This is a genomic window from Arthrobacter sp. T2-23 (genome assembly GCF_055398325.1).
Window position 1 is genome coordinate 86,365 of record NZ_AP027917.1, and the last position, 23,297, is coordinate 109,661.

Consider the following 23,297-nt stretch of genomic DNA (forward strand, 5'->3'; position numbering starts at 1 on the left):
TCGCCCACCGGGTCAGTGGCCCCGCGCGATCCAGTCCTCCAGCTTGGGCGCCTCGGCGCCGATCGTCGTCGTGTCCCCGTGCCCGGTGCGCACCAGCGTGTCCGCAGGCAGCGTGAGCAGCCGGGCCTTGATCGACTCGATGATGGTGGGGAAGTCGCTGAAGGACCGGCCGGTGGCCCCGGGGCCGCCTTGGAACAGCGTGTCGCCGGTGAAGACCGTGCCCTCGCTCGCCAAGAAGAAGCTGACCGAGCCGGGTGAATGCCCCGGCGTGTGCAGCGCCACCAGCCGCACGCCGGCGACGTCGAACGTGTCGCCGTCTTCGATCGCGCGGTCCGGCTCGGTCCCGGGGAAGACCCGATCCCAGAGCATCCAGTCGTCCCGGTGCAGGTAGACCGGAGCGTTGACCAGGCCCCGGAATCCGCCCAGCGCGGCGATATGGTCGTCGTGGCCGTGGGTGAGCAGGATGGCCTTGACGGTCCGGCCGGAGACGGCGGCCGCGATGGCAGCGGCGTCGTGCGCCGGATCGATCACGACGCATTCCTGGTCGTTGCCGACGATCCAGACGTTGTTGTCGACGTCCCAGGTGCCGCCGTCGAGCGAGAACGTCCCGGAGGTGACCAGCTGCTCGATCCGGAGCCCGTCCACCGAGGCGCCGCTCACAGCTCGACCACCGAGCGCAGCACGGAGCCGGAGTGCATTTTCTCGAAGGCTTCCTCGATCTGGTCGATCGTGATGCGTTCGGTGACGAAGGCGTCCAGATCCAGCCGGCCCTGCCGGTACAGGTCGATCAGCATGGGGAAGTCGCGGGACGGAAGGCAGTCGCCGTACCAGGAGGACTTCAGTGAGCCGCCGCGGCCGAACACGTCCAGCAGCGGCAGTTCCAGGGTCATCTCCGGGCTGGGGACGCCCACCAGCACGACCGTGCCAGCGAGGTCGCGGGCGTAGAAGGCCTGCTTGTACGTCTCGGGCCGTCCCACGGCGTCGATCACGACGTCGGCGCCGAAGCCGCCGGTCAGTTCGCGGATTGCCTCGACCGGGTCCACGGCGGAGGAGTCCACGGTGTGGGTCGCGCCGAGATCCTTGGCTCGCTCGAGCTTCTTGGCGTCGATGTCCACCGCGATCACGGTGGTGGCGCCGGCGAGCGCGGCACCGGCCACGGCCGCGACGCCCACTCCGCCGCAGCCGATCACGGCGACGGAATCGCCGCGCCGGACGTTGCCGGTGTTGATGGCGGCGCCCAGGCCGGCCATCACGCCGCAGCCGAGCAGGCCGATCGCGGCGGGGTCGGCGTCGGGGTCCACCTTGGTGCACTGGCCGGCGGCGACGAGGGTCTTCTCGGCGAAGGCGCCGATGCCGAGCGCCGCGGTGAGTTCGGTGCCGTCCTCAAGGGTCATCTTCTGCGCGGCGTTGTGCGTATTGAAGCAGTATTGCGGTTCGCCGCGGCGGCAGGCACGGCACTCGCCGCAGACGGCACGCCAGTTCAGCACCACCCGGTCGCCGGGGGCCACCTCGGTGACGTCGGGGCCGACAGCGCTGACCACACCGGTGGCCTCATGGCCGAGCAGGAACGGGAAGTCGTCGTTGATGGCGCCCTGCTTGTAGTGCAGGTCGGTGTGGCAGACGCCGCAAGTGAGGATGTCCACCAGGGCCTCTCCGGGTCCGGGATCCGGGACCAGGATGGTCTCGAGAGTGACGGGTGCGTTCTTGGACCGGACGACGGCGCCCTTGACTTTGTGGACCATGGGTGGCTCCTTTCATCACCGCTTCCGTCAGGGAAACGGCGCGGCGCGGGCTCCTGGGATTAGCCGGGAGTCCGCGCCGCACGTGGTGTGGTGGTGGGTCCTGAGAGGCTTAGGCCGCGAGGCGGGTCTTGACCTCGGCCGCTGAGGGGTTGGTGGCCGCGGTGCCGTCCGGGAAGAGCACGGTGGGCACGGTGCGGTTGCCGCCGTTGAGCTTCTCCACGAGTTCGGCGGTGCCTTCGACTTCCTCGATGTTGATCTCGGTGTAGCCGATGCCCTGGGCATCAAGCTGCTTCTTCAACCGGTTGCAGTAGCCGCACCAGGTGGTCGAAAACATGGTGATGGTGCCGGAATCGGGGGTGAAGTCCACGAAGTTCTCCTCAAAGCTCGTTGACGACGCTGCTTGACGGTGTGGGTGGCAGCGCCGGTTGCCGACAAAAGTCGTACGTTATCTGCAATAACCGTAACCCGGGAGCCGCTATTCCCGCTGGGCGCGACCCGGCGACTGCGGATGACAACGAATTGGCCCGGTGGCATGCTGGTGCCATGTGTGGACGCTACGTGATGGCCCGGGCCGTCGGGGACCTGCTGGCCGAATTCGACGCCGAACTCGAGGAGGAGGTGGTCATCCCTCCATCGTGGAATGTCGCCCCTACCGCGGACGTACCGATCCTCCTCGAGCGGCTGGTGGACGGCGAGTCGTCCGCCCGTCGGGTGCGGCAACTGCACATTGCACGCTGGGGACTCGTGCCGTCCTGGGCCAAGGACCCCGGCATCGGCTCGAAGATGATCAACGCGCGCAGTGAGAGCGTGCTGGAGAAACCCGCGTTCCGCAAGGCCACCCGCACCCGGCGCTGCGCCGTACCGGCGGACGGCTACTACGAGTGGAAGGGCGAAGGCCGCGGCAAGCAGCCCTACTACGTACACCCGAAGGACGGCAGTCCGGTGGTCTTTGCGGGCCTCTATGAATGGTGGAAGGACCCGTCCAAAGCCGAGGGGGATCCGGAGCGCTGGTTGCTCTCGACGTCGATCCTGACCACCGACTCCCCGCCGGAGGGCTTCGCCGGAGGCATGCTCGCGGAACTGACGGCCCTGCATGACCGGGTTCCGTTGCCGATGGACCGGGAGACGATGGCGATGTGGCTGGATCCGCAGGCCGACGATGCCGCCGGCCTTGTGGGGCTGGTGCGGGCCGGCGCGCACGATGTCGCGGAGGGCTGGACGATCGACGCCGTCGGCACCGCCGTCGGAAACGTGAAGAACGATTCCCCGGAGTTGATTCAGCCGGTGGGGAGCCTGTTCTAGGGGAGGTCCCAACACGCCTGGCTCAGCGTAGGGTCATTGCCGGTGTGCAGGCTGGGGCGAAGGTACGTTTATGTCGGTCTATGTCTGGTTCCACCAAGGGGGCAATGGTGACAATTATCGGTCGTGAGTCGGCAACCGTGGTCTATCGAATAAAACGAACGGCCAGGGGGCTGCGGTGGATCGTACTCAGCACGGTGCTCGCTCTGATCGGCCTCCTCGGGGTGTGGATTACCATCCCGGAATGGATCAACCTGCTTCTGGCGGGAATCTCATTTGCGTTGTTGTATGTGGAGGTCAGGGACCACCGGCGTTCCGTTTCCTCGACTGTGTTTGAGCCGCGCGTCAGCGATTCATTCGAAAGCGTCGTACAGGCGGCAAAGAACGATTATCGGTTTTCCTATCTGAAGTATCCGCACGGATCCTTCCTCTCGGACAACGTGGTGACCTCGGCGCTCCGGGACGGACTTGAGGCGAGGCTGGACTCCACTCCGTTCACTGTTCCCCCGGCGCTCAGCACCTTGGGCCAGCGCTTTCTGGACGAAAAAATAAAGGTGAGGCATGTCTTTGACGGGCCCATCCTTGGATGGAACTCCAACGTCGGCATGGGGGTGGAGGCTGAGCTGCCCCGTTGGATTGATTTTCAGCCTGCAACGTACTTTCAACACATCGAAACGGACCAACTTGCGCTCCACGACGTAAGCCAGGGGGGTCGTTTCAGTGAGGACCATGGGCGGAGGCTTTTTATTACCCGACGCGGGGTGCTCCGGGATTTTCGCGACTCGTGGCTCGTGAACGTGGTGGGCACCTCGGTCATGGCATTTACGAGCGATGGCAAGTTGCTCATCGTGGATCAAGGAATTCATAACCTCAACAGCGGCGGACAGTTGGCTCCAAGCGGGTCCGGTGCCTTGGAGCCGAGGGATTTTCAGGGCAGCGATGCGCTTCCACTGGCTGAACTTGCGGCGAACGGGGCCAATCGTGAGCTACAGGAAGAAACCGGAGTCTTGGCCAGTGAGATCCGGGAAAGCTACTTCCTTGGTTTCGGACGTTGGCTCGATAAGGCGGCGCGCCCCGAGCTGATGACACTGAGTTTGCTCTCCGTGGATTCGCATGTTCTGGAACAGCGGATGACGGAGAAACCCGAGAAACCATTTGTTCGTGGACGCACATTCACCAGGCTGGTGGGGGAGCCGGATGATTGGGGGGCGTCACCGGAAACAATGCTTGAGCCGCAGTACCGGGGGAGGCTCTCGCTGCCGCTCTCGGTGGGGCTGGCGCTGTTGAAAGATTTCGTCACAGCGGGTGGACCGGCCGCGGACATGTTTTCGGCCCAAGTCATCGCTGGCGAATAGGGTCCTAGACCGTGACCCTGCCGGCGGCGTCGACGGTCCAGGTGGGGTTGAAGGCGACCTCCCAGCGGAAACCGTCCGGGTCGGCGAAGTAGCCGGTGTAGCCGCCCCATGGCTGGGTCTTGGGCGCCGCCACGATGACGGCGCCCGCGGCCTCCGCCTGGCGCATCGCCTGGTCCACCTCCTCGGCGCTGCCCACGTTGTGGCTCAGGGTGATGCAGGGGACACCGGCGGGGGCGTCGGTCCCCGCCTCGGCCTGCATCTGTCCGGCGTCCCAGAGTGAAAGGATGAGCCCGTGGTTGGCCTGCAGGAAGACCACCTCGCCCGGCACCTCGCGGTGGACGGGCCAGCCGAGGGCCTCGGCATAGAAACGGCGTGAGGCGTCAACACTGCGGACGCCCAATGAGATGAAGTCGACTCGTGGTTGCATCGTTCGATACTGTCATGCACATGTCCACAAATCACGGAGACGACAAAGACGCCCAGGCCGACAGGGAACAGCTCGCCGCCGTGCGGGTGGCGGTCGACGAAGTGGACGAGCAGATCGTCGCACTGATCGGCCGGCGCGAACGGCTCATCCGGATTGCCGGGACGCTCAAGGCAGACAGCGCCGAGGTCCGTGCCCCGGGCCGCGTGGAGCGGGTCCTCGAACACGTCAAGGCCACGGCGGAGCAGAAAGATATCGACCCGGAGATCGTCGAACAGACCTACCGGGCGATGATCGACGCCTTCATCCGGCTGGAACTGGACGTCTACAAAGCCTCCAGCTAGGGCTGTCCGGCCCGGCTAGAGCGACTCCTCGACGGGCACGTTGGCCTGGTAGTCCCTGCCCTCGCAATCGCTGTACGCCGTCATCAGGTGGCCCTTGGTCAGCCCCATCACCGTGCTGATGGGGAAGTTCCCGGTGATGGTGTTGCCGGAGTGCTCCACGCCCTTGAGGTCAAAGTTCTCCTCCGTGCCGTCATGGCTGAAGCAGAAAAAGGACACGGCCTCGCCGTTCATGAACTCGATTTCCATCCGGCGCTGGTGGGAATGGTCTGGAGTGGCGGCCACGAGCCCGACGACGTAGGCCCCGGAACTAGGAATGTTCCCGTCTATATCGAACTTCGCCACCAAGGTTGAATCCTTGGCGGCGATGCTGACGTGCTTCAGGAGTGCGCTGTGGGAGCTCATGGCTCAATCCTGCTACCTGCGCCTGCGTCCGTCCACCCCCGATCTATGTTTTGTCCGCGCCCCGGCGTAGACTGGAAGTAATCGAAGATATATTCGAATAAAGGCTTGTTTACCTACGCTTGTTTACCTACGTGGGTTCTCGCCTGGGGTCAGCACTTTCCGGGAGGCGTTATGGGGATGTTCAGCGAGTCGGTGGACGTCGCCTGCACCCCGGAGGGCCAGCCCCAGTCCCTTGTCTGGGCAGGACAACACTACGAGGTCTGCGCCGAACCGGTCCGCTGGTTCGAGCGGCGCCAGTGGTGGGCAGAGGAACAGCGGGCACCGCTGGGCGGCGGACCGGGGCTGGTTGACCACGAAATCTGGCGCGTCCAAGTCCGGGACGCAGGAAGTCCGGCGCGGACCCTCACCCTTGACCTGAGCCGGCACATAGGCAGCGGGCGCTGGCGGCTGCTGCGGATCCACGATGCCCTGCCCCCTCTCCGGAAACCCGAATCAGCATGAGCTTCACCCATCTACACGTCTCCACCGCATTCAGCGCCCACTATGGGGTGTCCTGGCCGGAAGAACTGGCCGCTGCGGCTGCCGCGGACGGTGCCACGGCGCTCGCCTGCACGGACCGCGACGGGCTCTACGGCACCGTCAAGCACCTGAAAGCCTGCATGGCGGCGGGCCTGGATCCGGTGGTCGGGGTGGACCTTGCGATCTACGACGACGAGGGCGACCTCCGCACCCAGGTCGGGGGACGCGTCGTGGTGCTGGCGCACGGGCAGAACAACGGCGCAGGGTACCGGGCGCTGTGCCGGCTGGTCTCCGACGCCCACGCACGCACCACAGGCAAGGCACAGGGAGCGGTGCCCGTGGCCGTGACCCGGGCGGAGCTGGCCTCGCGCACCCTGGATCCGCAGACCCTCAAGCCGGTCCTGACCGTCCTGCTCGGCCCGGACTCCGACGTCGGCCGTTCCATGGGTGGCCGGCGCTACCTTCGCCCCCGCACACTGTTCAAACGCTGGCTGGAGGCCATGCCGTCCGGAACCCTCGCCGCCGAGGTCGTCTCGCAGCTCAGCCCGCCCGGCGAACCCCTGAGCACGGCCCATGCCGTGCGGATGCTCAAACTCGCTGAGGAACACGCTGTTCCCGCGGTGCTGACCAACGCTGTACGGTACTGTGCCGAGGACGGCGCCGCGACGGCGGACGTGCTGGACTCCGCCCGCACGCTGAAGTCCCTGCCCGAGCTCTCCGCCGCACCCCAGCTGCAACCCAACGGACAGGGATGGTTGAAATCCTCCGCCCAGATGCTGCAGCTGGGCAAGGAAATCATGCACACCGCCGGGTACGGCGCCGCGGACCTGAAAAGCCTGCTGGCCCACACCGAGGCGCTCGCGGACCGGTGCCGGATGGACCCTGTCACCGACATGGGGTGGAAGCGGCCCGTGGTTCCTGAAGCTTCGGTGATCGGGATTGCGGGGGATCCGCTCGTGGAGCTCACCCAGCGCTGCCAGGCCGGGATCAGCCGTCGCTTCCCCGGAATCACCGGGAAACCCGCGGAAGAGATGCGCGCCCGGCTGGAGCATGAGCTGCGGATCATCGACAGCCTGGGCTTCGCCTCCTATTTCCTCACCGTCGCCGAGGTCTCCCGGATGATCCTTGACATGGGGGTCCGGGCGGCAGCCCGCGGCTCCGGCGCCTCCAGCCTGGTCAACTACCTGATCGACGTCAGCCAGGTAAACCCGCTGCAGCACGACCTCATCTTCGAACGCTTCCTGTCCCGGGACCGCGCCACCCTGCCGGACATCGACATCGACGTCGAAAGCGCCGAACGGCACAACGTCTACCGCAAGATCTTCGAGCGCTTCGGCTCCGAACGCGTCACGCTGATGAGCATGCAGAACGGCTACCGCGCCCGCGGGGCCGTCCGCGACGCCGGCCTGGCCCTGGGCATGGACGGCGGCGACATCGACGAGATCGCCAAGCAGCTGTGGCGGTTTTCGGCCCGGAACTTCCGCGAGGCCCTCGTGGAGAAACCGGAGCTGAAGGAATTCGCGGGCCGGGTGGAGCAGCGGGACTTCACCGAAAACCAGCAGCTGGACCTCCTCGTGGACCTGACGGAGCGGCTGGACCGGCTGCCGCGGCACATTTCGATGCACCCGTGCGGGGTGATCCTGGGCGATGCCACCCTGCTGGACCGCACCCCCGTGCAGCCCAGCGGACTGGGGCTGCCGATGAGCCAGTTCGACAAGCACGACATGGATCCGATGGGCATGCTCAAACTCGACGTCCTGGGTGTCCGCATGCAGAGCGCCATGGCCTTTGCGGTCCGTGAAGTGATCCGGCTGCACCCCTCCAAAGCCGAGGTGGTGGCTGCCGGCCGCCACCAAACCGGGCCGGACGCCACCGGCCCGGATTACATCGCCGCGGACGGGACGATCGACCTCAACGCCGTCCCGCTCGACGACGAACCCACTTACGAGCTGATCCGCAGCACCCACACCCTGGGCTGTTTCCAGATCGAATCCCCGGGCCAGCGGGAACTGATCGGAAAGCTGGCGCCCCGGGAATTCAACGACCTCATCATCGACATCTCCCTGTTCCGGCCCGGTCCCATGAAGTCGGACATGGTCCGGCCCTTCCTGGAGCACCGGCACGGCTTCGCGCCGGAGGTCTACCCGCACCCGGACCTCAAACCGGTGCTCAAGGAGACCCACGGCGTGACCGTTTTCCACGAGCAGATCCTCAAGACCTTCGACGTCATGACCGGCTGCGGGCTGGCCCGGGCCGACGAATTCCGGCGTGCGCTCGGCAACGAGGTGCTCGAAGCGAAGGTGGAGGAATTCTTCCGCCGCGAAGCCCGGACCCGGAACTACACGCCCGAGGTGGTGGATAAGGTCTGGGGGACCCTGAAGGCTTTCGGCAGCTTCGGTTTCTGCAAGGCCCACGGCGCCGCATTCGCCGTGCCCACCTACCAGTCGGCCTGGCTCAAGACCCACCACCCCGAGGCCTTCCTGGCCGGTCTCTGGGAACATGACCCCGGCATGTACCCCAAACGGCTGCTGGTGGCAGAGGCCCGACGGCTGGGAATTCCCATCCTTCCGCTGGACATCAACCGCAGCCAGGCCGAATACCGGGTGGAGCGGGTGGAAACCGGCCCGGACCGGGGCAAGCTCGGCATCCGGCTGAGCATCAACGGCATCTTCGGGCTCTCCGGCGCCGAGCTGAAGCGGATCGTGGCCGGCCAGCCCTATGACTCCCTCGCGGACCTGCGCGCCCGCTCCCGGATCAGCAAACCGAGCATCCAGCGCCTGGCCCAGCTGGGGGCCTTCGATTCCCTGCACCGTTCCTCCGGCGGAACGGCCAACCGGGCAGACCTGGTCCAGCACCTGCAGCAGCTGCAGGGCCGGCCGCAGCGCAAGGGCGTCGAGGTCATCGAGGGGCAGCTGGCCTTGCCGCTGGGCGACGTCGAACTCAGGAACATCAAGGGGGGCCTGCCGGCCCCCACGCTGGTGGAGACCGTCCGGGCGGAACTGGACTTGATGGCCTTGGATGTCAGCGGTCACCTGATGGCCAGCCACCGGCCGCTACTGGACCGGCTGGGGGTCACGACGGCGGATAAGCTGCTGGGTCTGCGCAACGGCACGGAAGTGCTGGTGGCCGGGGTGCGGGTGGCCACCCAGACCCCGCCGATGCGCGGCGGCCGCCGCGTGGTGTTCATCAGCATCGACGACGGTACCGGCTGCGTGGATTCGGTCTTCTTCCACGAGGCGCAGGAGCAGTCCGGTCCGCTGCTCTTCGGCACCCGGCTGCTGCTGATCCGCGGAACCACCCGCCGGACCGGGCCGCGCGGGATCAGCATCAGTGCCTCGATGGCCTGGGATCTCAGCCGCACCGAGACGCTGCCGTTCCCCGTTCCGCCGGCGGGAGGAACCGGCGCCGCGGTGCCCCCGGAGACCCCGGGGCCGGGCCCGCTGGACGGGATCGGCCGGAACCTGGCCATCACCGGGATGGGCGGCTGACCGGGGGCCGACCGGCCGCGGGCCGCGTTGGTTGGCCCATCCGGAACCCGATAGCATGGACGAGGCTGGCTGTGGTCCCCGTACGCCACAAGCTACGAAGCCTTAACTTTGAATAGGAGACACCCGTGTCAGATGCCCAGCAGATCACCCTTATCGTCGACGGCGAAGAGACCAAGGTGACTACCGGGACCACCGGCGCGGAACTCTTTTTTGAGCGCCGCGACGTCGTTGTGGCCCGCGTCAACGGCGAGCTCAAGGACCTGGACCAGCCGTTGCCCGAGGGTGCCACGATCGAGGGCGTCACCATCGAGTCCCCGGACGGCCTCAACGTGCTGCGCCACTCCACCGCGCACGTGATGGCCCAGGCCGTGCAGCAACTGCGCCCCGACGCGAAACTCGGCATCGGTCCGTACATCACCGACGGCTTCTACTTCGACTTCGACGTCGAGGAGCCGTTCACCCCGGACGACCTAAAGACCCTGGAAAAGATGATGCAGAAGATCATCAACCAGAACCAGAAGTTCGTCCGCCGGGTCGTTTCCGAGGACGAGGCGCGCGAGGCGATGAAGGACGAGCCGTACAAGCTCGAACTGATCGGCCTCAAGGGTGCCGGCTCCGACGCGGACGGCTCCTCCGTGGAGGTCGGCGCCGGCGAACTGAGCATCTACGACAATGTGGAGCGCAGGGACGGCACCACTCTCTGGTGCGACCTGTGCCGCGGCCCGCACCTTCCGAACACCAAGCTGATCTCCAACGCCTTCGCCCTGACACGCTCCTCCGCGGCCTACTGGCGCGGCAGCGAGAAGAACAAGCAGCTGCAGCGCATTTACGGCACCGCGTGGCCCACCAAGGAGGCCCTGAAGGCGTACCAGGAGCGGATCGCCGAGGCCGAGCGCCGCGACCACCGCAAACTCGGCGCCGAGCTGGATCTGTTCTCCTTCCCGGACGAGCTGGGCTCCGGCCTGCCGGTGTTCCACCCCAAGGGCGGCATCATCCGCAAGGCCATGGAGGACTACTCCCGCCAGCGCCACGTCGATGCCGGCTACGAGTTCGTCTACACCCCGCACATCACCAAGGGCCACCTCTACGAGGTCTCCGGCCACCTGGACTGGTACCGCGAGGGCATGTTCCCCCCGATGCACATCGACGCGGAACTCAATGAGGACGGAACGGTCCGCAAGCCCGGCCAGGACTACTACCTGAAGCCGATGAACTGCCCCATGCACAACCTGATCTTCCGTTCCCGCGGCCGCTCCTACCGCGAACTGCCGCTCCGGCTCTTCGAATTCGGCTCGGTGTACCGCTACGAGAAGTCCGGCGTCGTGCACGGCCTCACCCGCGTCCGGGGCATGACCCAGGACGACGCCCACATCTACTGCACCCGCGAGCAGATGAAAGACGAGCTCACCAAGACGCTCAACTTCGTCCTCGGCCTGCTCAAGGACTACGGTCTTGAGAACTTCTACCTGGAATTGTCCACCAAGGACCCGGAGAAGTTCGTGGGCTCGGACGAGGTCTGGGAGGAGGCCACCCAGACCCTCGCGGAGGTCGCGCAGGAGTCCGGCCTGGAGCTCGTCCCGGATCCGGGCGGAGCCGCGTTCTACGGTCCCAAGATCTCGGTACAGGCCCGGGACGCCATTGGCCGGACCTGGCAGATGTCCACCATCCAGCTCGACTTCAACCTGCCCGAACGCTTCGAACTCGAGTTCCAGGCCGCCGACGGCACCCGCCAGCGCCCCGTCATGATCCACCGCGCCCTCTTCGGCTCGATCGAACGGTTTATGGGTGTCCTGACCGAGCACTACGCCGGGGCGTTCCCGGCGTGGCTGGCCCCGGTCCAGGTGGTCGGCATCCCCGTGGCCGAGGCCTTCAACGACTACATGTTCGACGTCGTCGACCAGCTCAAGGCCGCCGGCATTCGTGCCGAGGTGGACATCTCCTCGGACCGTTTCCCGAAGAAGATCCGAACCGCCAGCAAGGACAAGATCCCGTTCGTGCTGATCGCCGGGGGAGACGACGCCGAGGCCGGTGCCGTTTCGTTCCGGTTCCGTGATGGCAGCCAGGACAACGGCGTGCCCGTCGCCGAGGCGGTCCGCCGGATCGTCGACGCCGTCCGCAACCGGACCAGCTAGCGGGGGAGCAGCACGTGCAGGAGACCACAGGCGCTGTCCCGGGCTATCCGGGCGACGAAAGCATCACCGACGACTTTGGCCTGGCCGGGGTGCCGGACGCCTTCCAGCGCCTGTGGACTCCGCACCGCATGGCGTACATCAAAGGCGGCCAGCACCAGTTCAAGAACCCGGACGACTGCCCCTTCTGCGTCGCGCCCGAACGCGAGGACGACGATTCCCTGATCGTCTACCGGGGACGGACCAGCTACGTGGTGCTCAACCTCTTCCCCTACAACCCCGGCCACCTGCTGGTCTGCCCCTACCGGCATATCCCCGACTACACGGACCTGACCGTCGAGGAAACCGCCGAATTCGCGGAGCTGACCCAGACGGCCATGCGCGTGCTGCGCAAGGTCGCCAATCCCACCGGCTTCAACCTCGGCATGAACCAGGGCGTGACGGGCGGCGCCGGCGTCGCGGGCCACCTGCACCAGCACGTGGTCCCGCGCTGGGGCGGGGACGGCAACTTCTTCCCGATCATCGCGCAGACCAAGGCCATCACGCAGACGCTCGGCGAGGTCCGCCAACAGGTCGCCGAGGCCTGGCCGGAGCCGAGCGGGACCGAGCCCGGGGCGACGGATGCTGAATAAGCACGCCCGCGGCTTCTTCACCGCGCTCTTCTCCCCGCTGGCCCGCTGGCTGCTGCGGATCGGTGTGTCCCCGGACGCCGTCACGATCGTGGGCACCGCCGGCGTCGTGGTCGGCGCCCTCGTGTTCTACCCGCTCGGGCAGCTCTGGTGGGGGACGCTGTTCATCACCGCGTTCATCTTTTCCGACGTCATCGACGGCATCATGGCCCGGATGCAGGAACGCGGCGGACGCTGGGGCAACTTCCTGGACTCCACCCTGGACCGCGTGGCCGACGGGGCGCTGTTCGCCGGCGTCGCCATCTGGTTCTTCACCGGCGGCGCCGACACCCCCATCGCGATCGCCGCCGTCGTCTGCCTCGTGCTGGGGATGGTGGTCTCCTACGCCCGGGCGAAGGCCGAGGCGCTCGGCTACCACGCGAACGTGGGCGTCGCGGAGCGCGCCGAACGGCTGGTGTCCGTGCTGGTCGTCACCGGCCTCACCGGCGTCGGGCTTCCCACCGTGGTCCTGTTCGCCACCCTGAGCCTGCTTGGCCTCGCCAGCTTCGTGACCGTGGTGCAGCGCATCGCCGCCGTGCACCGGCAGTCGCTGGAGGAGAACCAGGACACCGCCACCGAACAGGCCGCCTGAGCCTGTAACCGAAATTCAAGCGGACCGCGGCAGGGGACTAGTATTAGCCTTACCGGCCAATGGTTCCCGGTAATCCGGTGTGTGCGAGCCGTGCGAGATTGTCATCTGCGTGCCGTCCGCGCCCCGGTGAGGTCATCTATCTACCCATAGGGGTTTTTGTGTCTACACCTGATGTAAGCAGCGAAGCCGGCGCGTCCGCGAAGAACGTTACGGGCAGCAGCCGCGTCAAGCGCGGCATGGCGGAGATGCTCAAGGGCGGCGTCATCATGGACGTCGTCAACGTCGAGCAGGCCCGCATCGCCGAGGACGCCGGTGCCGTGGCCGTGATGGCGCTGGAACGCGTCCCCGCCGACATCCGCGCCCAGGGCGGCGTGTCCCGCATGAGCGACCCGGACATGATCGACAAGATCATCGACGCGGTCTCCGTGCCGGTCATGGCCAAGGCCCGCATCGGCCACTTTGTCGAAGCCCAGGTCCTGCAGTCCCTCGGCGTCGACTACATCGACGAGTCCGAGGTTCTCACCCCGGCCGACTACACCAACCACATCGACAAGTGGAAGTTCACCGTCCCCTTCGTCTGTGGCGCCACGAACCTCGGCGAAGCGCTCCGCCGCATCAACGAGGGCGCGGCCATGATCCGTTCCAAGGGTGAGGCCGGCACCGGGGATGTCTCCAACGCCACCACCCACATGCGCCAGATCCGCGCCGAAATCCTGAAGCTGGCAGCCCTGCCCGAGGACGAGCTCTACGTCGCCGCCAAGGAACTGCAGGCCCCCTACGAACTGGTCAAGGAAGTTGCCACCACCGGCAAGCTCCCCGTGGTGCTGTTCACCGCCGGCGGCATCGCCACCCCGGCCGACGCCGCCATGATGATGCAGCTCGGGGCCGACGGCGTCTTCGTCGGCTCCGGCATCTTCAAGTCCGGCAACCCGGCCCAGCGTGCCGCCGCCGTCGTGAAGGCCACCACCTTCTTCGACGACCCGGAAGAAATCGCCAAGGCCTCGCGCGGCCTGGGCGAGGCCATGGTCGGCATCAACGTCGACGAGATCCCGCAGCCGCACCGCCTCGCCGAGCGCGGCTGGTAACGTTCGACTGCTTCTCCACAGAGTCGGCGCCAGGGCGCCTCGTCCATGGAGCCTCTGCAGTCTCTCTTATTAAGCCAAGAGAGTCGGGCGCGATAGTCGCCAGCTGCTAACGACGACGGCGGGGGTCACCTTCTATGGGTGACCCGCCACCGTCGTCTGTCTACTCGGGAGCTTTTAGTCCAGGCCGCGGCGCTTCAGGAGCGGTTCGAGCTGGGCATCGCGGCCGCGGAAGGCGCGGAAGGATTCCAGCGGGTCGCGGCTATTGCCCCGGGAGAGCAGTTCGGCCCGGAAGAAGTCGCCGTTCGCGCGGTTGAGGCCGCCGTTCTCCTTGAACCATTCGACCGTTTCGGCGTCGAGCACCTCGCTCCAGATGTAGGAGTAGTACCCGGCCGCGTACCAGCCGCCGGCGAAGATGTGCTGGAAATAGCCGGTGCGGTAGCGCGGCGGGATGAGGCTGTGCGCCACCCCGGCCGCGGCCAGGGCCTTGGCCTCGAACTCCAGCGCGTCATCCGGGATGTCGGTGCCGTCGAGCACGTGCCACGCGAGGTCCAGGAGGGCCGCGCCGAGGTATTCGGTGGTGCCGAAGCCCTCGCCCCACAGGGCCGCCGCGTTGAGCTTGTCCACCGCGTCCTGCGGCAGCGGCTCCCCGGTGGTGTGGTGCCGGGCGTAGTTGGCCAGCACCTCGGGCCACATGATCCACATTTCGTTGACCTGCGAGGGGTACTCGACGAAGTCGCGCGGCACCGAGGTTCCGGCGAACCGCGGGTAGGTGACCGAGGAGAAGAGCCCGTGCAGGGCGTGGCCGAATTCGTGGAAGGTGGTCCGCAGCTCGTCCAGGGTCAGCAGCGTGGGTTCGCCGGCCGGCGGCTTGGAGATGTTGAGGTTGTTGATCACCACGGGCCGGGTGTTCAGCAGTCCGGACTGCTCCACGAGCGAGTTCATCCAGGCTCCGCCGCGCTTGGAATCCCGCGTGTAGTAGTCGCCCAGGAACAGGCCGAGATCGGTGCCGTCGGAGTTCTTCACTTCCCAGACCCGGACGTCCGGGTGGTAGCCCGCCAGGTCGGTGCGTTCGTGGAAGGTGATGCCGTAGAGGGCGTTGGCGGCGAAGAACACGCCGTCGTTCAGGACGCGGTCCAGCTCAAAGTACGGCCGCAGGGCCTGTTCGTCCACGGAATACCGTTCGCGCTTGACCCGGGCCGAGTAGAAGGCCCAGTCCCAGGCTTCAAGGGGGTGGCCGGCAACCTCTGCCAGGGCCTCCGCCTCGGCGTCGGCGTTCCGGACGGCCGCCGGGGCGAGCCGGTTCATTATGGCCTGCACGGCTTCGAAGTCGGGGGCGGTCTGCTGGTCCACGCTGAGCTCGGCGAAATTGGCGAAGCCGAGCAGCCGGGCTTTTTCGGCGCGGAGCCGCACCATGTCCTTCACCAGGTCCAGCACATCGAGGCTGCCGCCGCCGCTGCCGCGCCCAATCGACGCTTCATAGAGCCGGCGCCGAACCTCCCGGTTCTCCAAGGCCGCCAGGGCAGGCTGGTTGCTGGGCTGGATCAGGGTGAGCAGGAACTTGCCCTCATGCCCGGCGGTACGCGCGGCTTCGGCGGCGCTGGCGACGTCGTCCGCGGGGAGGCCGGCGAGCTCGGCGTCGTCGTCCAGGAGCAGCGAGGCGGACTTCATGCCTTCCTTGACCCGCTGGCCGAACTCGGTCCCCAGGGTGGACAGTTCGGCGTTGATGGCTTTGAGTCGTTCCTGGCCCGGCTCATCGAGCTGGATGCCTGACTGGCGGAACTCCTTGAGGTACTCGTCCACGAGCCGGCTGGATTCGGCGTCCAGCCGGTCGGTGTTGAGGGCGGCGAAACGCTCGAACAGGCCCCGGTTCAGGTACACGGCGTCCTGGTGGGCCGAGAAGCGGGGGGAGAGGCGGGTCTCCAGCTCGCGGATGTCGTCCGAGGCGTCCGCGGAGACCAGCGTGAAGAAGGACGCGGCGGCCCGCTGCAGCAGCTGCCCGGAGCGTTCCATGGCCAGCGCCGTGTTCTCGAAGGTCGCCGGTTCAGGGTCGTCCACGATCGTCTGGATCTCGGCGAGGTGTTCGGCCAGGCCGGCTTCGACCGCTTCGGCGTAATGCCGGACCTCGATGTCCGCGAAGGGCGGGAGTCCGTAGGGCAGGGGGCTGGGGCTCAGGAGGGGATTGGTCATGAAATGACTCTTTCATGTAAGGCCGGAGTTCTCAATGAATCCCTAAGCGTGTTGTGATCCGGACCACCGTAGGATTGCCGCCATGGGGACTCTTTGCTCGCTGTTGCGCCGATGGTTGCGCGGACCACTTTCCGGCCGGCGGATCAGGCATATCCGTCCGTACCCCGGGATTCGGCGGTTCGGCGCGGCGGCGGCCGCACTGACGCTCGTCGCGTCCGTGGCTTCGTGCGGAGTCTGGGCAGAGAGTTCTGCCGGAAGCCAGGGGCAAGCCGGGGGATCCGGGCCGGCCTCGGCCGCCTCCGCGGGAAGTTCCGCGCCCGGGTCCACGCCCGGGACGGCGCCCGGCACGGCTGTCCCGACGCCAGGCAAGGGCCCGGCTTGCGCAGCCGTCCGCTGCACCTCCGTACTGGTCACCGGGGACATGCTGGTTCACGCCCAGCTCTGGGAGCAGGCGCGAGCGGACGCCCTGGCCACCGGCGCCAAGGGCCTCGACTTCGGACCATTGCTGGAAGGCCAGCGCAGATACATTGACAAGAGCGACCTCGCGATCTGCCACCAGGAAACGCCCGTGGCCGGCCCCACGGGCCCCTTCTCCGCGTATCCCTCGTTCAACGTCCCGCCGCAGATCACCACGGCTGCCCAGCGCGTCGGCTACCAGGCGTGCACCACTGCCAGCAACCACACGATTGACCGCGGCACTGCGGGGCTCGTCCGGACGCTGGACGCCCTCGACGCCGCCGGGCTGCAGCACACCGGTTCCTACCGCAGCGAAGCCGACTCCCAGGGTGTCATGATCCTGCAGACCGCCGCGGCGAAAATTGCCGTGATCGAGGGCACCTACGGGCTGAACGGACAGGTTCCGGAAGCTGCCTGGCAGGTGGATATGCTCGACCCCGGCGCCATGATTGCCAAGGCAAAAAAGGCGAGGTCCCTCGGTGCCGACATCGTGCTGGGTGCGATGCACGCCGGGGACGAGTATGCGAGCGTGCCCAACGCCGAACAACAGCGCGTCGCGCACGCCCTCGCGGACAGCGGCCAATTCACCATGGTCTACGGCCACCACACCCACTCGGTGCTGCCGATCGAACGCTACAAGGGGACCTGGATTGTCTACGGCCTCGGCAACGGGATCACCGAGCTCTCGCCGAGCTACGTGGTGAACAACGAGGGACTGCTGGTCCGGGCCCAGTTCAGCCAGGATGCCGCCGGCACCTGGACCGCGTCCGACCTGGCCTGGGCGCCGTCGGTAATTGTCCGCGGACCCTACCGCTGGTGCTCGGTCGCCTCCGACGCCCCGCAGGGACTCTGCGCCGGGGCCGCCGCGGACGCGGCCACCAGGCTGCGGACCAGGACCGTGGTCGAAGCGATGGGAGCGGCCGCGGCGGGCGCCCACGAACTGCTGATCACGAAGGAGCGGTAGCCATGGACACCTTGATGGAACGACGGCGGAGCGTCGCGGCGCGCGGCGCCGAGTTGGCCGTGTTCGAATACGGCCGGCAGCCGGGCCCGGACGTGCCGACCCTGGTGTTCGTCCACGGCTATCCGGACGACCATCGGGTGTTCCTGCCGGCCATCAGGGAGCTCGTACCCACGTACCATGTGGTCGCCTATGACACGCGCAACGCCGGCGAGTCCGCCGTCGTGGGCAGCCCGGGTGACTTCACACTGGCAGCGCTGGTGGACGACCTGTTCGCCGTCCTTGCGGACGCGGGCGCCGCCCCGGTCCACCTGGTGGGTCATGACTGGGGGTCGATCCAGTGCTGGGCCGCGGTGCAGGACCCGCGCGCCGACGCCCTGATCCGCCGGTATACGAGCATCTCCGGCCCGGACCTGCGCCACTTCTCGCGCTGGGTGCGTGCAAGGGTCCGCAACCCGCGCGCCTGGCGTCAACTGGCCGGGCAGCTGCTGCGCAGCTGGTACATCGCCGCCTTCCTGGTCCCGGTGCTGCCCGAGGCCGCCTGGCGGTTGTACCTCACCCGCCGTTACGAACAACTGGCCAAGCGCGACGTCGGGAACGATCCGGTCCGCGGGCTGGCCCTCTACCGGGCCAACTTCGGTGCCGGTCGGAACCGGGCCGCCGTACCGGCCGCACGTACCAGGGTCAGCATGCCGGTGCAGGTGGTGGTGCCGGCCAGGGACCCGTTCCTGTCCCCGGATCTGGTGGAGGGCCTGGAAGACTGGGTGGAGGATCTGACCGTGGTGGCGGTGGACAACGGCCACTGGTGGCCCGCAACCCGGCCCGCGGAGGTGGCCGAGCTGCTCCGGAACAGCGACGCCGGCGCCTGAGGCCGGCGGCGGTGCCGTCAGCCGGGCAGGCTGCCCGGCAGGCTGCGGGCCATGAACACGCTGTTGGGATCCGGCTGGTAGCCGGCAAACGGCGGGCACGGGACGAATCCGTGCCGTGCGTAGAGCCTCCGTGCCGGGTCGAAGAACTCCTGCGACCCGGTCTCGAGGAGCAAGCGGTGGTAACCGCGCTGTCCGGCCTCGTCCAGGATCCGGCCCAGAAGCAGGGCGGCAATGCCGCGACCGCGGGCGGGCCGCGCTGTCCGCATCGACTTGATCTCGCCTTCGCCCGTTCCGAGGTCCTTAAGCGCCCCGCAGCCGAGCAGCACCCCGTCGTCGTCGCGGGCCGTCCAGAAGGTGATGTCCGGGCCGGCCAGCGCCCCGTGGTCGAGGGCGTGCACACTTTCGGGCGGCGACGTCGCGAACATGTCCGCCAGGTGTTCATCCAGGAGGCGCCGGACGTCGGGGCGTGCGGGGCTGTCGCGGGCGATTAGGGTCATGCGCCGGGCTTTAGCGGGGGCGCCGGGCCGCGTGCTCCCGCGCCAGTGCGGCGTAGGAGTCGTCCGGGGTACCGGGCACGAAGGTGCCGTATTTGCGCTCCACGGCCGTCTTGATCAGGTAGTCAGCCAGCGCCGGGTTCTTGGGCAGCAGCGAGCCGTGCAGGTAGCTGGCCACGATGTTGCGGTAGCGGGCGCCCTCCTGGCCGTCGCTGCTGTTGTTGCCGGTGCCCTTGGCGGTGGTGCCCAGCGGCTCGACGCCGGGGCCCAGCGTGGTCTGGCCGCTGTGGTTCTCGTAGCCCAGCACGGTGCCGAACTCGGCGGAGGCCACCGAGACGTTGCCTATCAACCGCTCGTCCGTGCCGTGGGTCTCCACATCCAGGATGCCAATGCCGGGGATGACCGAGCCGGTCCTGGTCTTGAAAAACTTCCCGAACAGCTGGTAGAGCCCGCAGATCACGAGCATCGGCGTGCCGTCATCGGCCAGCTCCTTGAGGACCGTCTCCCGGGAGAGCAGGTCGTCCTGGATGACCAGCTGGCCGCTGTCCTGTCCGCCGCCGCCCACGATCAGGTCCACGTCCGCAGGGAAGTCGTCGCCGACGTTGTACTCGAGCAGTTCGGGGGTGTAGCCGTGCCAGCGCAGCCGCTGGGCAAGGACCAGCGCGTTGCCCCAGTCGCCGTAGATGTTCATGTCACGCGGATAGAGCTGCAGCACCCGGATGGTTCCCTTGCTGGGCGCTGGGGTTTCTTCGGGCGGCAGAACATGGCCGAAGGAGAGCTCGTGCGGGGTTTCGGGGGACGCGGGGGTCATGAGACCACCTCCACTGTGGTGATTTTGGACAGCTCGCGGCGGATGGCCAGCATGGCCGTGTAGGTGCAGAAAATCCGCTTTGGCTTGTTTTTCGCTCCGCGGATGAACGCGGCCAGGGCGGGGGCGATGTCCGTGTCGACGGCACCGATCGCGACGTCGTCGTACTGCAGCCGCAACGCCATGTCGTACGCGCGGGAGCCGGTGAGCTGGTCCACGCCACCGTCGCGGAGGGTGTCGAATTCCACGTCCCAGAGCCAGGACATGTCCCGGCCGTCCGCGTAGTTGTCGTTGATCGCGATCATCGTGGCGTAGCCGGCGGCCGGGAAGGATTTCAGGCCGAGCCGGAAGCCGCTGGGGTTCTTGACCAGGACAAGTTCCAGCGGCAGGCCATCGACCACAAGGCTCTCCCCGCGGCCGAAGGCAGGCGCGACGTTGGCGAGGGCCGCCAGCAGGCCGGCGTGGTCGGTACCGGTTCCGCGGGCGCCCGTGATGGCCCGGGCCAGGGTCAGCGCGGCCGCGGCGTTGAAGATGTTGTAGACGCCGCGCAGCTTCATCCCGGTGCTGACCGTGGCGCCGTCGTACTCAAAGTCGGCGTCGTCGGCGCCCACCCGGCGGAGGACGACGTCGGCCCCCGGCTTGGCGGGAGCCGGCGGCACCGGGCTGCCCGGTGCGGCGCGCATTTCGTCGTCATTGGGGAAGGTGCTGAGCAGCGAATCGTCGAGGCCGAAGTAGAGCACCTCGGGGCCGGTTACCGTGGCTGTATCGAGCGTGGTCGCGATTCGGGCCACGCGCGGGTCCTCGCGGTTCAGCACGACGGTGCCGGTGGTCTTGGCCGCAATGTGCTGGAGGAGTTCGGCGGTCTTGTCGATCTCGCCGAAGCGGTCCAGCTGGTCGCGGAGGACATTGAGCAAGAGGCAGTAGCGCGGCGGGACCTTGTTGACGAAGTGCACGGCGTGGGCCTCGTCCAATTCAAGGACGGCGACGTCGGCGTCGAGCCGGCCGCGCCAGTCCACCTCGCCGAGCAGCGCCGCGGCCACGCCGCGGGTGAAGTTGCTGCCGGTGCGGTTGGTGAAGACCTTCAGGCCTTGGCTTTCCAGCAGCTCCACGACCATCTTGGTGGTGGTGGTCTTGCCGTTCGTGCCGCTGACGACGGCGACACCCAGGGGCAGCGTGGACAGCGTCCGTTGCATGAAGCCGGGGTCGATTTTTTCGACCACCAGGCCGGGGAGAGCGGAGCCTCCACCTCGGAGCCGGGAGACCCGGCGGACGAGTTTGCCGAGCGGAACGCTGAAGTAGAGCATGCTTTGTAATATATCCCAGCGGCGGCATGGAACCCGGTCCCGGGGCACGCCCCGGTGCGCCTCCGCGGACCCCGGCGCACTATGCTGGCAGCATGACCACCCCCCTTACTTCGCCTGCTTCCCACGTGGGATCGGGCCTGCGGATCGGCGTCCTGGCGCTCCAGGGCGACTTCCGTGAACACTTGCACGCAGTGGAAGCCGCCGGCGCCGCCGGCATTGGTGTCCGCCGCCCCGCCGAGCTGGACGGACTTGACGGACTCATCATTCCCGGCGGCGAATCGACGACCATCGACAAGCTCGCCCGGGTATTTGACCTCCGGGATCCGTTGCGGGAACGCATCCGGGCAGGGCTGCCTGTCTACGGGTCCTGCGCAGGGATGATCCTGCTGGCCGAGGAGATCGCCGACCCCGCGACCGACCTTGCCGGAAACCCGCAGCAGACCTTCGGCGGCCTGGACATCACGGTGCGCCGCAACGCGTTCGGCCGCCAGCGCGAGTCGTTCGAGACAGACCTGGATTTCAAGGGGCTGGAGTTCAGCACGGACGGTGGCGCAGTGGCCCCGGTGCACGCGGTGTTTATCCGGGGGCCCTGGGTGGAACGCGTCGGAGCCGGCGTCGAAGTCCTGGCCCAGGTGGAACCGTCCAAGGCCGGCCACCCGGAATCCCTCGACGGGACGGCTAGAATTGTTGCAGTGCGTTCCGGCAAGCTGCTGGCCACCTCTTTCCACCCGGAAGTGACGGGGGAGAAGCGCGTGCATGAACTGTTTATTCGAATGATCAGAGGAGAAGCGTAAAGCATGTCAGGCCACTCCAAATGGGCGACGACCAAGCACAAGAAGGCCATCCTGGACAGCCGCCGGGCCAAGTCGTTCGCCAAGCTGATCAAGAACATCGAAGTTGCCGCGCGCATGGGCGGACCCGACCTCGCCGGCAACCCGAGCCTGGAACTTGCCGTCACCAAGGCCAAAAAGACCTCGGTCCCCGCTGACAACATCGACCGCGCCATCAAGCGCGGCGCCGGCCTCACCGGCGAGGTCGTGGACTACACCGAGATCATGTACGAATGCCGCGGCCCGCAGGGCTCGGCCCTGCTGATCGAGTGCCTCACGGACAACAAGAACCGTGCAGCCTCCGAGGTCCGGCTCGCCATCTCCCGCAACGGCGGCACCATCGCCGACCCCGGCTCCGTCAGCTACCTCTTCTCCCGCAAGGGTGTCGTCTCGCTGCCCAAGAACGGCCTGACCGAGGACGACGTGCTGATGGCCGTCCTCGAGGCCGGCGCGGAAGAAGTCAAGGACAACGGCGACAGCTTTGAGATCCACTCCGAGCCGACCGACCTGCAGGCCATCCGCGACGCGCTCAAGGAAGCCGGGATCGACTACGACACCGACGAGGCCGAATTCGTGCCCTCCATGCAGGTGCCGCTGGACCTCGACGCCGCCAAGAAGTTCATGAAGCTCGTCGACGCCCTCGAAGAACTCGACGACGTACAGAATGTGTACAGCAACGCCGACCTCAGCGACGAAGTGCAGGCCGCACTGGAAGCCGAGTGACCCTTCGCGTCCTCGGCGTCGATCCGGGCCTCACCCGCTGTGGGATCGGCGTCGTGGACGTCGAAAAGAACCGCCGCGCCACCATGGTGGCCTTCGGCGTCGTCGGCACATCACCGGAGGAGAGCCTGGACCAGCGCCTGTTGGTCATCGCCACCTCGATCGATGAGTGGCTGGACCAGTATGAGCCGCAGGTCCTCGCCGTCGAACGTGTCTTCTCCCAGCTCAACGTCAGCACAGTGATGGGCGTTGCCCAGGCCTCCGGCGTGGTGATTGCCGCTGCCGCACGCCGGGGAATACCCGTGGCGCTGCACACCCCTTCGGAGGTCAAGGCCGCCGTGACCGGCAGCGGGACCTCCAACAAGGACGCCGTCACCAAGCTGGTCACCAAGATCCTCCGGCTCGACGCCCCGCCCCGTCCGGCGGACGCCGCCGACGCCCTGGCTCTGGCCATCACGCATGCCTGGCGGGCTGGCAGCGGGGCGGCTGTGGCCACCACAGGCCCGGGCAGCCAGTCCCTGACGCCCGCGCAGCGCGCCTGGGCCGACGCGGAGGCCAAAGCGCGCCGTGCGCGCTGAATTTCGCGTTAAATGTCCAGGTGCTTGCTAGGGTATTCGTAGA

At 67.3% G+C, this 23,297-nt stretch carries 23 protein-coding genes; 14 read left to right on the top strand and 9 right to left on the bottom strand.

Annotated features, from left to right (window positions below):
• Positions 1–12 precede the first annotated feature (12 nt).
• The 3 genes from ACZ5Z0_RS00450 to ACZ5Z0_RS00460 all read right to left on the bottom strand — a co-directional run bounded on the left by ACZ5Z0_RS00450 (position 13) and on the right by ACZ5Z0_RS00460 (position 2,109).
• Positions 13–660: an MBL fold metallo-hydrolase gene (locus ACZ5Z0_RS00450; RefSeq protein ID WP_464109411.1), complete on the bottom strand. Its 648-nt coding sequence runs from the start codon at positions 658–660 to the stop codon at positions 13–15.
• Positions 657–1,742 carry an S-(hydroxymethyl)mycothiol dehydrogenase gene (locus tag ACZ5Z0_RS00455; protein ID WP_464109412.1) on the bottom strand — a complete coding sequence of 362 codons (1,086 nt, stop codon included), beginning with the start codon at positions 1,740–1,742 and terminating at the stop codon, positions 657–659. The genes ACZ5Z0_RS00450 and ACZ5Z0_RS00455 overlap by 4 nt, the downstream gene beginning before the upstream one ends.
• Before the next feature lie 109 nt (positions 1,743–1,851).
• The gene (locus ACZ5Z0_RS00460; protein ID WP_138769191.1) at positions 1,852–2,109 is read right to left on the bottom strand and encodes a mycoredoxin; all 258 of its coding nucleotides are present in this window, start codon (positions 2,107–2,109) and stop codon (positions 1,852–1,854) included.
• A gap of 194 nt (positions 2,110–2,303) precedes the next feature.
• On the opposite strand from ACZ5Z0_RS00460, the gene ACZ5Z0_RS00465 reads away from it, so the two are divergent.
• The gene (locus ACZ5Z0_RS00465; protein ID WP_464110667.1) at positions 2,304–3,044 is read left to right on the top strand and encodes an SOS response-associated peptidase; all 741 of its coding nucleotides are present in this window, start codon (positions 2,304–2,306) and stop codon (positions 3,042–3,044) included.
• Positions 3,045–3,124: 80 nt separating this feature from the next.
• Positions 3,125–4,396, top strand: a complete 1,272-nt coding sequence (locus tag ACZ5Z0_RS00470; protein ID WP_464109413.1) for a hypothetical protein — start codon at positions 3,125–3,127, stop codon at positions 4,394–4,396.
• A 4-nt stretch (positions 4,397–4,400) separates the two neighbouring features.
• Here ACZ5Z0_RS00470 and ACZ5Z0_RS00475 read toward each other — a convergent pair whose 3' ends face one another.
• A complete protein-coding gene (locus ACZ5Z0_RS00475; protein WP_464109414.1) occupies positions 4,401–4,823 on the bottom strand; it encodes a VOC family protein in 423 nt (140 codons plus the stop codon).
• A 14-nt stretch (positions 4,824–4,837) separates the two neighbouring features.
• On the opposite strand from ACZ5Z0_RS00475, the gene ACZ5Z0_RS00480 reads away from it, so the two are divergent.
• Complete coding sequence (locus tag ACZ5Z0_RS00480; RefSeq protein WP_464109415.1) at positions 4,838–5,164, top strand: chorismate mutase; 327 nt, start codon at positions 4,838–4,840, stop codon at positions 5,162–5,164.
• Between the two features lie 15 nt (positions 5,165–5,179).
• Here the strand turns inward: ACZ5Z0_RS00480 and ACZ5Z0_RS00485 are convergent, their stop codons facing one another.
• The gene (locus ACZ5Z0_RS00485; RefSeq protein WP_464109416.1) at positions 5,180–5,566 is read right to left on the bottom strand and encodes a hypothetical protein; all 387 of its coding nucleotides are present in this window, start codon (positions 5,564–5,566) and stop codon (positions 5,180–5,182) included.
• 171 nt (positions 5,567–5,737) lie between these two features.
• On the opposite strand from ACZ5Z0_RS00485, the gene ACZ5Z0_RS00490 reads away from it, so the two are divergent.
• The 6 genes from ACZ5Z0_RS00490 to pdxS all read left to right on the top strand — a co-directional run bounded on the left by ACZ5Z0_RS00490 (position 5,738) and on the right by pdxS (position 14,047).
• Positions 5,738–6,067, top strand: coding sequence for a DUF6504 family protein (locus tag ACZ5Z0_RS00490; protein WP_464109417.1), 330 nt, complete (start codon positions 5,738–5,740; stop codon positions 6,065–6,067).
• Positions 6,064–9,573 (top strand): DNA polymerase III subunit alpha, encoded by a 3,510-nt coding sequence (locus tag ACZ5Z0_RS00495; protein ID WP_464109418.1) that lies wholly within the window; start codon positions 6,064–6,066, stop codon positions 9,571–9,573. Before ACZ5Z0_RS00490 ends, ACZ5Z0_RS00495 begins: the two co-directional genes overlap by 4 nt.
• A gap of 125 nt (positions 9,574–9,698) precedes the next feature.
• Complete coding sequence (thrS, locus tag ACZ5Z0_RS00500; RefSeq protein WP_464109419.1) at positions 9,699–11,705, top strand: threonine--tRNA ligase; 2,007 nt, start codon at positions 9,699–9,701, stop codon at positions 11,703–11,705.
• A 14-nt stretch (positions 11,706–11,719) separates the two neighbouring features.
• Complete coding sequence (locus ACZ5Z0_RS00505; RefSeq protein WP_464109420.1) at positions 11,720–12,334, top strand: HIT family protein; 615 nt, start codon at positions 11,720–11,722, stop codon at positions 12,332–12,334.
• Complete coding sequence (gene pgsA / locus ACZ5Z0_RS00510; RefSeq protein ID WP_464109421.1) at positions 12,324–12,962, top strand: phosphatidylinositol phosphate synthase; 639 nt, start codon at positions 12,324–12,326, stop codon at positions 12,960–12,962. The genes ACZ5Z0_RS00505 and pgsA overlap by 11 nt, the downstream gene beginning before the upstream one ends.
• A 158-nt stretch (positions 12,963–13,120) precedes the next feature.
• On the top strand, positions 13,121–14,047 hold the full coding sequence (pdxS, locus tag ACZ5Z0_RS00515; RefSeq protein ID WP_138769200.1) for a pyridoxal 5'-phosphate synthase lyase subunit PdxS: 927 nt from the start codon (positions 13,121–13,123) through the stop codon (positions 14,045–14,047).
• A 174-nt stretch (positions 14,048–14,221) separates the two neighbouring features.
• Here the strand turns inward: pdxS and ACZ5Z0_RS00520 are convergent, their stop codons facing one another.
• Entirely contained in the window at positions 14,222–16,234 is a 2,013-nt protein-coding gene (locus tag ACZ5Z0_RS00520; RefSeq protein ID WP_464109422.1) for a M3 family metallopeptidase, read from the bottom strand.
• A gap of 82 nt (positions 16,235–16,316) precedes the next feature.
• Here ACZ5Z0_RS00520 and ACZ5Z0_RS00525 point away from each other — a divergent pair, with 82 nt between their 5' ends.
• Positions 16,317–17,654: a CapA family protein gene (locus ACZ5Z0_RS00525; protein WP_464109423.1), complete on the top strand. Its 1,338-nt coding sequence runs from the start codon at positions 16,317–16,319 to the stop codon at positions 17,652–17,654.
• A gap of 2 nt (positions 17,655–17,656) precedes the next feature.
• Positions 17,657–18,520: an alpha/beta fold hydrolase gene (locus ACZ5Z0_RS00530; RefSeq protein ID WP_464109424.1), complete on the top strand. Its 864-nt coding sequence runs from the start codon at positions 17,657–17,659 to the stop codon at positions 18,518–18,520.
• A 17-nt stretch (positions 18,521–18,537) separates the two neighbouring features.
• On the opposite strand, the gene ACZ5Z0_RS00535 is transcribed toward ACZ5Z0_RS00530, so the two are convergent.
• The 3 genes from ACZ5Z0_RS00535 to ACZ5Z0_RS00545 all read right to left on the bottom strand — a co-directional run bounded on the left by ACZ5Z0_RS00535 (position 18,538) and on the right by ACZ5Z0_RS00545 (position 21,126).
• On the bottom strand, positions 18,538–19,017 hold the full coding sequence (locus ACZ5Z0_RS00535; RefSeq protein WP_464109425.1) for a GNAT family N-acetyltransferase: 480 nt from the start codon (positions 19,015–19,017) through the stop codon (positions 18,538–18,540).
• Between the two features lie 10 nt (positions 19,018–19,027).
• Positions 19,028–19,705, bottom strand: a complete 678-nt coding sequence (locus tag ACZ5Z0_RS00540; RefSeq protein WP_464110668.1) for a type 1 glutamine amidotransferase — start codon at positions 19,703–19,705, stop codon at positions 19,028–19,030.
• Between the two features lie 116 nt (positions 19,706–19,821).
• Positions 19,822–21,126 carry a MurT ligase domain-containing protein gene (locus ACZ5Z0_RS00545; RefSeq protein WP_464109426.1) on the bottom strand — a complete coding sequence of 435 codons (1,305 nt, stop codon included), beginning with the start codon at positions 21,124–21,126 and terminating at the stop codon, positions 19,822–19,824.
• A gap of 92 nt (positions 21,127–21,218) precedes the next feature.
• On the opposite strand from ACZ5Z0_RS00545, the gene pdxT reads away from it, so the two are divergent.
• The 3 genes from pdxT to ruvC are packed head-to-tail and all read left to right on the top strand — an operon-like array spanning position 21,219 to position 23,254.
• Positions 21,219–21,920, top strand: coding sequence for a pyridoxal 5'-phosphate synthase glutaminase subunit PdxT (gene pdxT, locus ACZ5Z0_RS00550; RefSeq protein ID WP_464109427.1), 702 nt, complete (start codon positions 21,219–21,221; stop codon positions 21,918–21,920).
• A 3-nt stretch (positions 21,921–21,923) separates the two neighbouring features.
• A complete protein-coding gene (locus ACZ5Z0_RS00555) occupies positions 21,924–22,679 on the top strand; it encodes a YebC/PmpR family DNA-binding transcriptional regulator (RefSeq protein WP_464109428.1) in 756 nt (251 codons plus the stop codon).
• On the top strand, positions 22,676–23,254 hold the full coding sequence (gene ruvC, locus ACZ5Z0_RS00560; RefSeq protein WP_138769206.1) for a crossover junction endodeoxyribonuclease RuvC: 579 nt from the start codon (positions 22,676–22,678) through the stop codon (positions 23,252–23,254). The genes ACZ5Z0_RS00555 and ruvC overlap by 4 nt, the downstream gene beginning before the upstream one ends.
• Positions 23,255–23,297 lie beyond the last annotated feature (43 nt).

What these genes read in the sequence shown, in the direction of transcription:
- ACZ5Z0_RS00455 (WP_464109412.1), bottom strand. Translation starts at nt 1,742, where the DNA reads ATGGTCCACAAAGTCAAGGGCGCCGTCGTCCGGTCCAAGAACGCACCC.
- ACZ5Z0_RS00465 (WP_464110667.1), top strand. Translation starts at nt 2,304, where the DNA reads ATGGCCCGGGCCGTCGGGGACCTGCTGGCCGAATTCGACGCCGAACTC.
- ACZ5Z0_RS00470 (WP_464109413.1), top strand. Translation starts at nt 3,125, where the DNA reads ATGTCTGGTTCCACCAAGGGGGCAATGGTGACAATTATCGGTCGTGAG.
- ACZ5Z0_RS00475 (WP_464109414.1), bottom strand. Translation starts at nt 4,823, where the DNA reads ATGCAACCACGAGTCGACTTCATCTCATTGGGCGTCCGCAGTGTTGAC.
- ACZ5Z0_RS00480 (WP_464109415.1), top strand. Translation starts at nt 4,838, where the DNA reads ATGCACATGTCCACAAATCACGGAGACGACAAAGACGCCCAGGCCGAC.
- ACZ5Z0_RS00485 (WP_464109416.1), bottom strand. Translation starts at nt 5,566, where the DNA reads ATGAGCTCCCACAGCGCACTCCTGAAGCACGTCAGCATCGCCGCCAAG.
- ACZ5Z0_RS00490 (WP_464109417.1), top strand. Translation starts at nt 5,738, where the DNA reads ATGGGGATGTTCAGCGAGTCGGTGGACGTCGCCTGCACCCCGGAGGGC.
- ACZ5Z0_RS00495 (WP_464109418.1), top strand. Translation starts at nt 6,064, where the DNA reads ATGAGCTTCACCCATCTACACGTCTCCACCGCATTCAGCGCCCACTAT.
- pgsA (WP_464109421.1), top strand. Translation starts at nt 12,324, where the DNA reads ATGCTGAATAAGCACGCCCGCGGCTTCTTCACCGCGCTCTTCTCCCCG.
- ACZ5Z0_RS00520 (WP_464109422.1), bottom strand. Translation starts at nt 16,234, where the DNA reads ATGACCAATCCCCTCCTGAGCCCCAGCCCCCTGCCCTACGGACTCCCG.
- ACZ5Z0_RS00525 (WP_464109423.1), top strand. Translation starts at nt 16,317, where the DNA reads ATGGGGACTCTTTGCTCGCTGTTGCGCCGATGGTTGCGCGGACCACTT.
- ACZ5Z0_RS00530 (WP_464109424.1), top strand. Translation starts at nt 17,657, where the DNA reads ATGGACACCTTGATGGAACGACGGCGGAGCGTCGCGGCGCGCGGCGCC.
- ACZ5Z0_RS00535 (WP_464109425.1), bottom strand. Translation starts at nt 19,017, where the DNA reads ATGACCCTAATCGCCCGCGACAGCCCCGCACGCCCCGACGTCCGGCGC.
- ACZ5Z0_RS00540 (WP_464110668.1), bottom strand. Translation starts at nt 19,705, where the DNA reads ATGAACATCTACGGCGACTGGGGCAACGCGCTGGTCCTTGCCCAGCGG.
- ACZ5Z0_RS00545 (WP_464109426.1), bottom strand. Translation starts at nt 21,126, where the DNA reads ATGCTCTACTTCAGCGTTCCGCTCGGCAAACTCGTCCGCCGGGTCTCC.
- pdxT (WP_464109427.1), top strand. Translation starts at nt 21,219, where the DNA reads ATGACCACCCCCCTTACTTCGCCTGCTTCCCACGTGGGATCGGGCCTG.
- ACZ5Z0_RS00555 (WP_464109428.1), top strand. Translation starts at nt 21,924, where the DNA reads ATGTCAGGCCACTCCAAATGGGCGACGACCAAGCACAAGAAGGCCATC.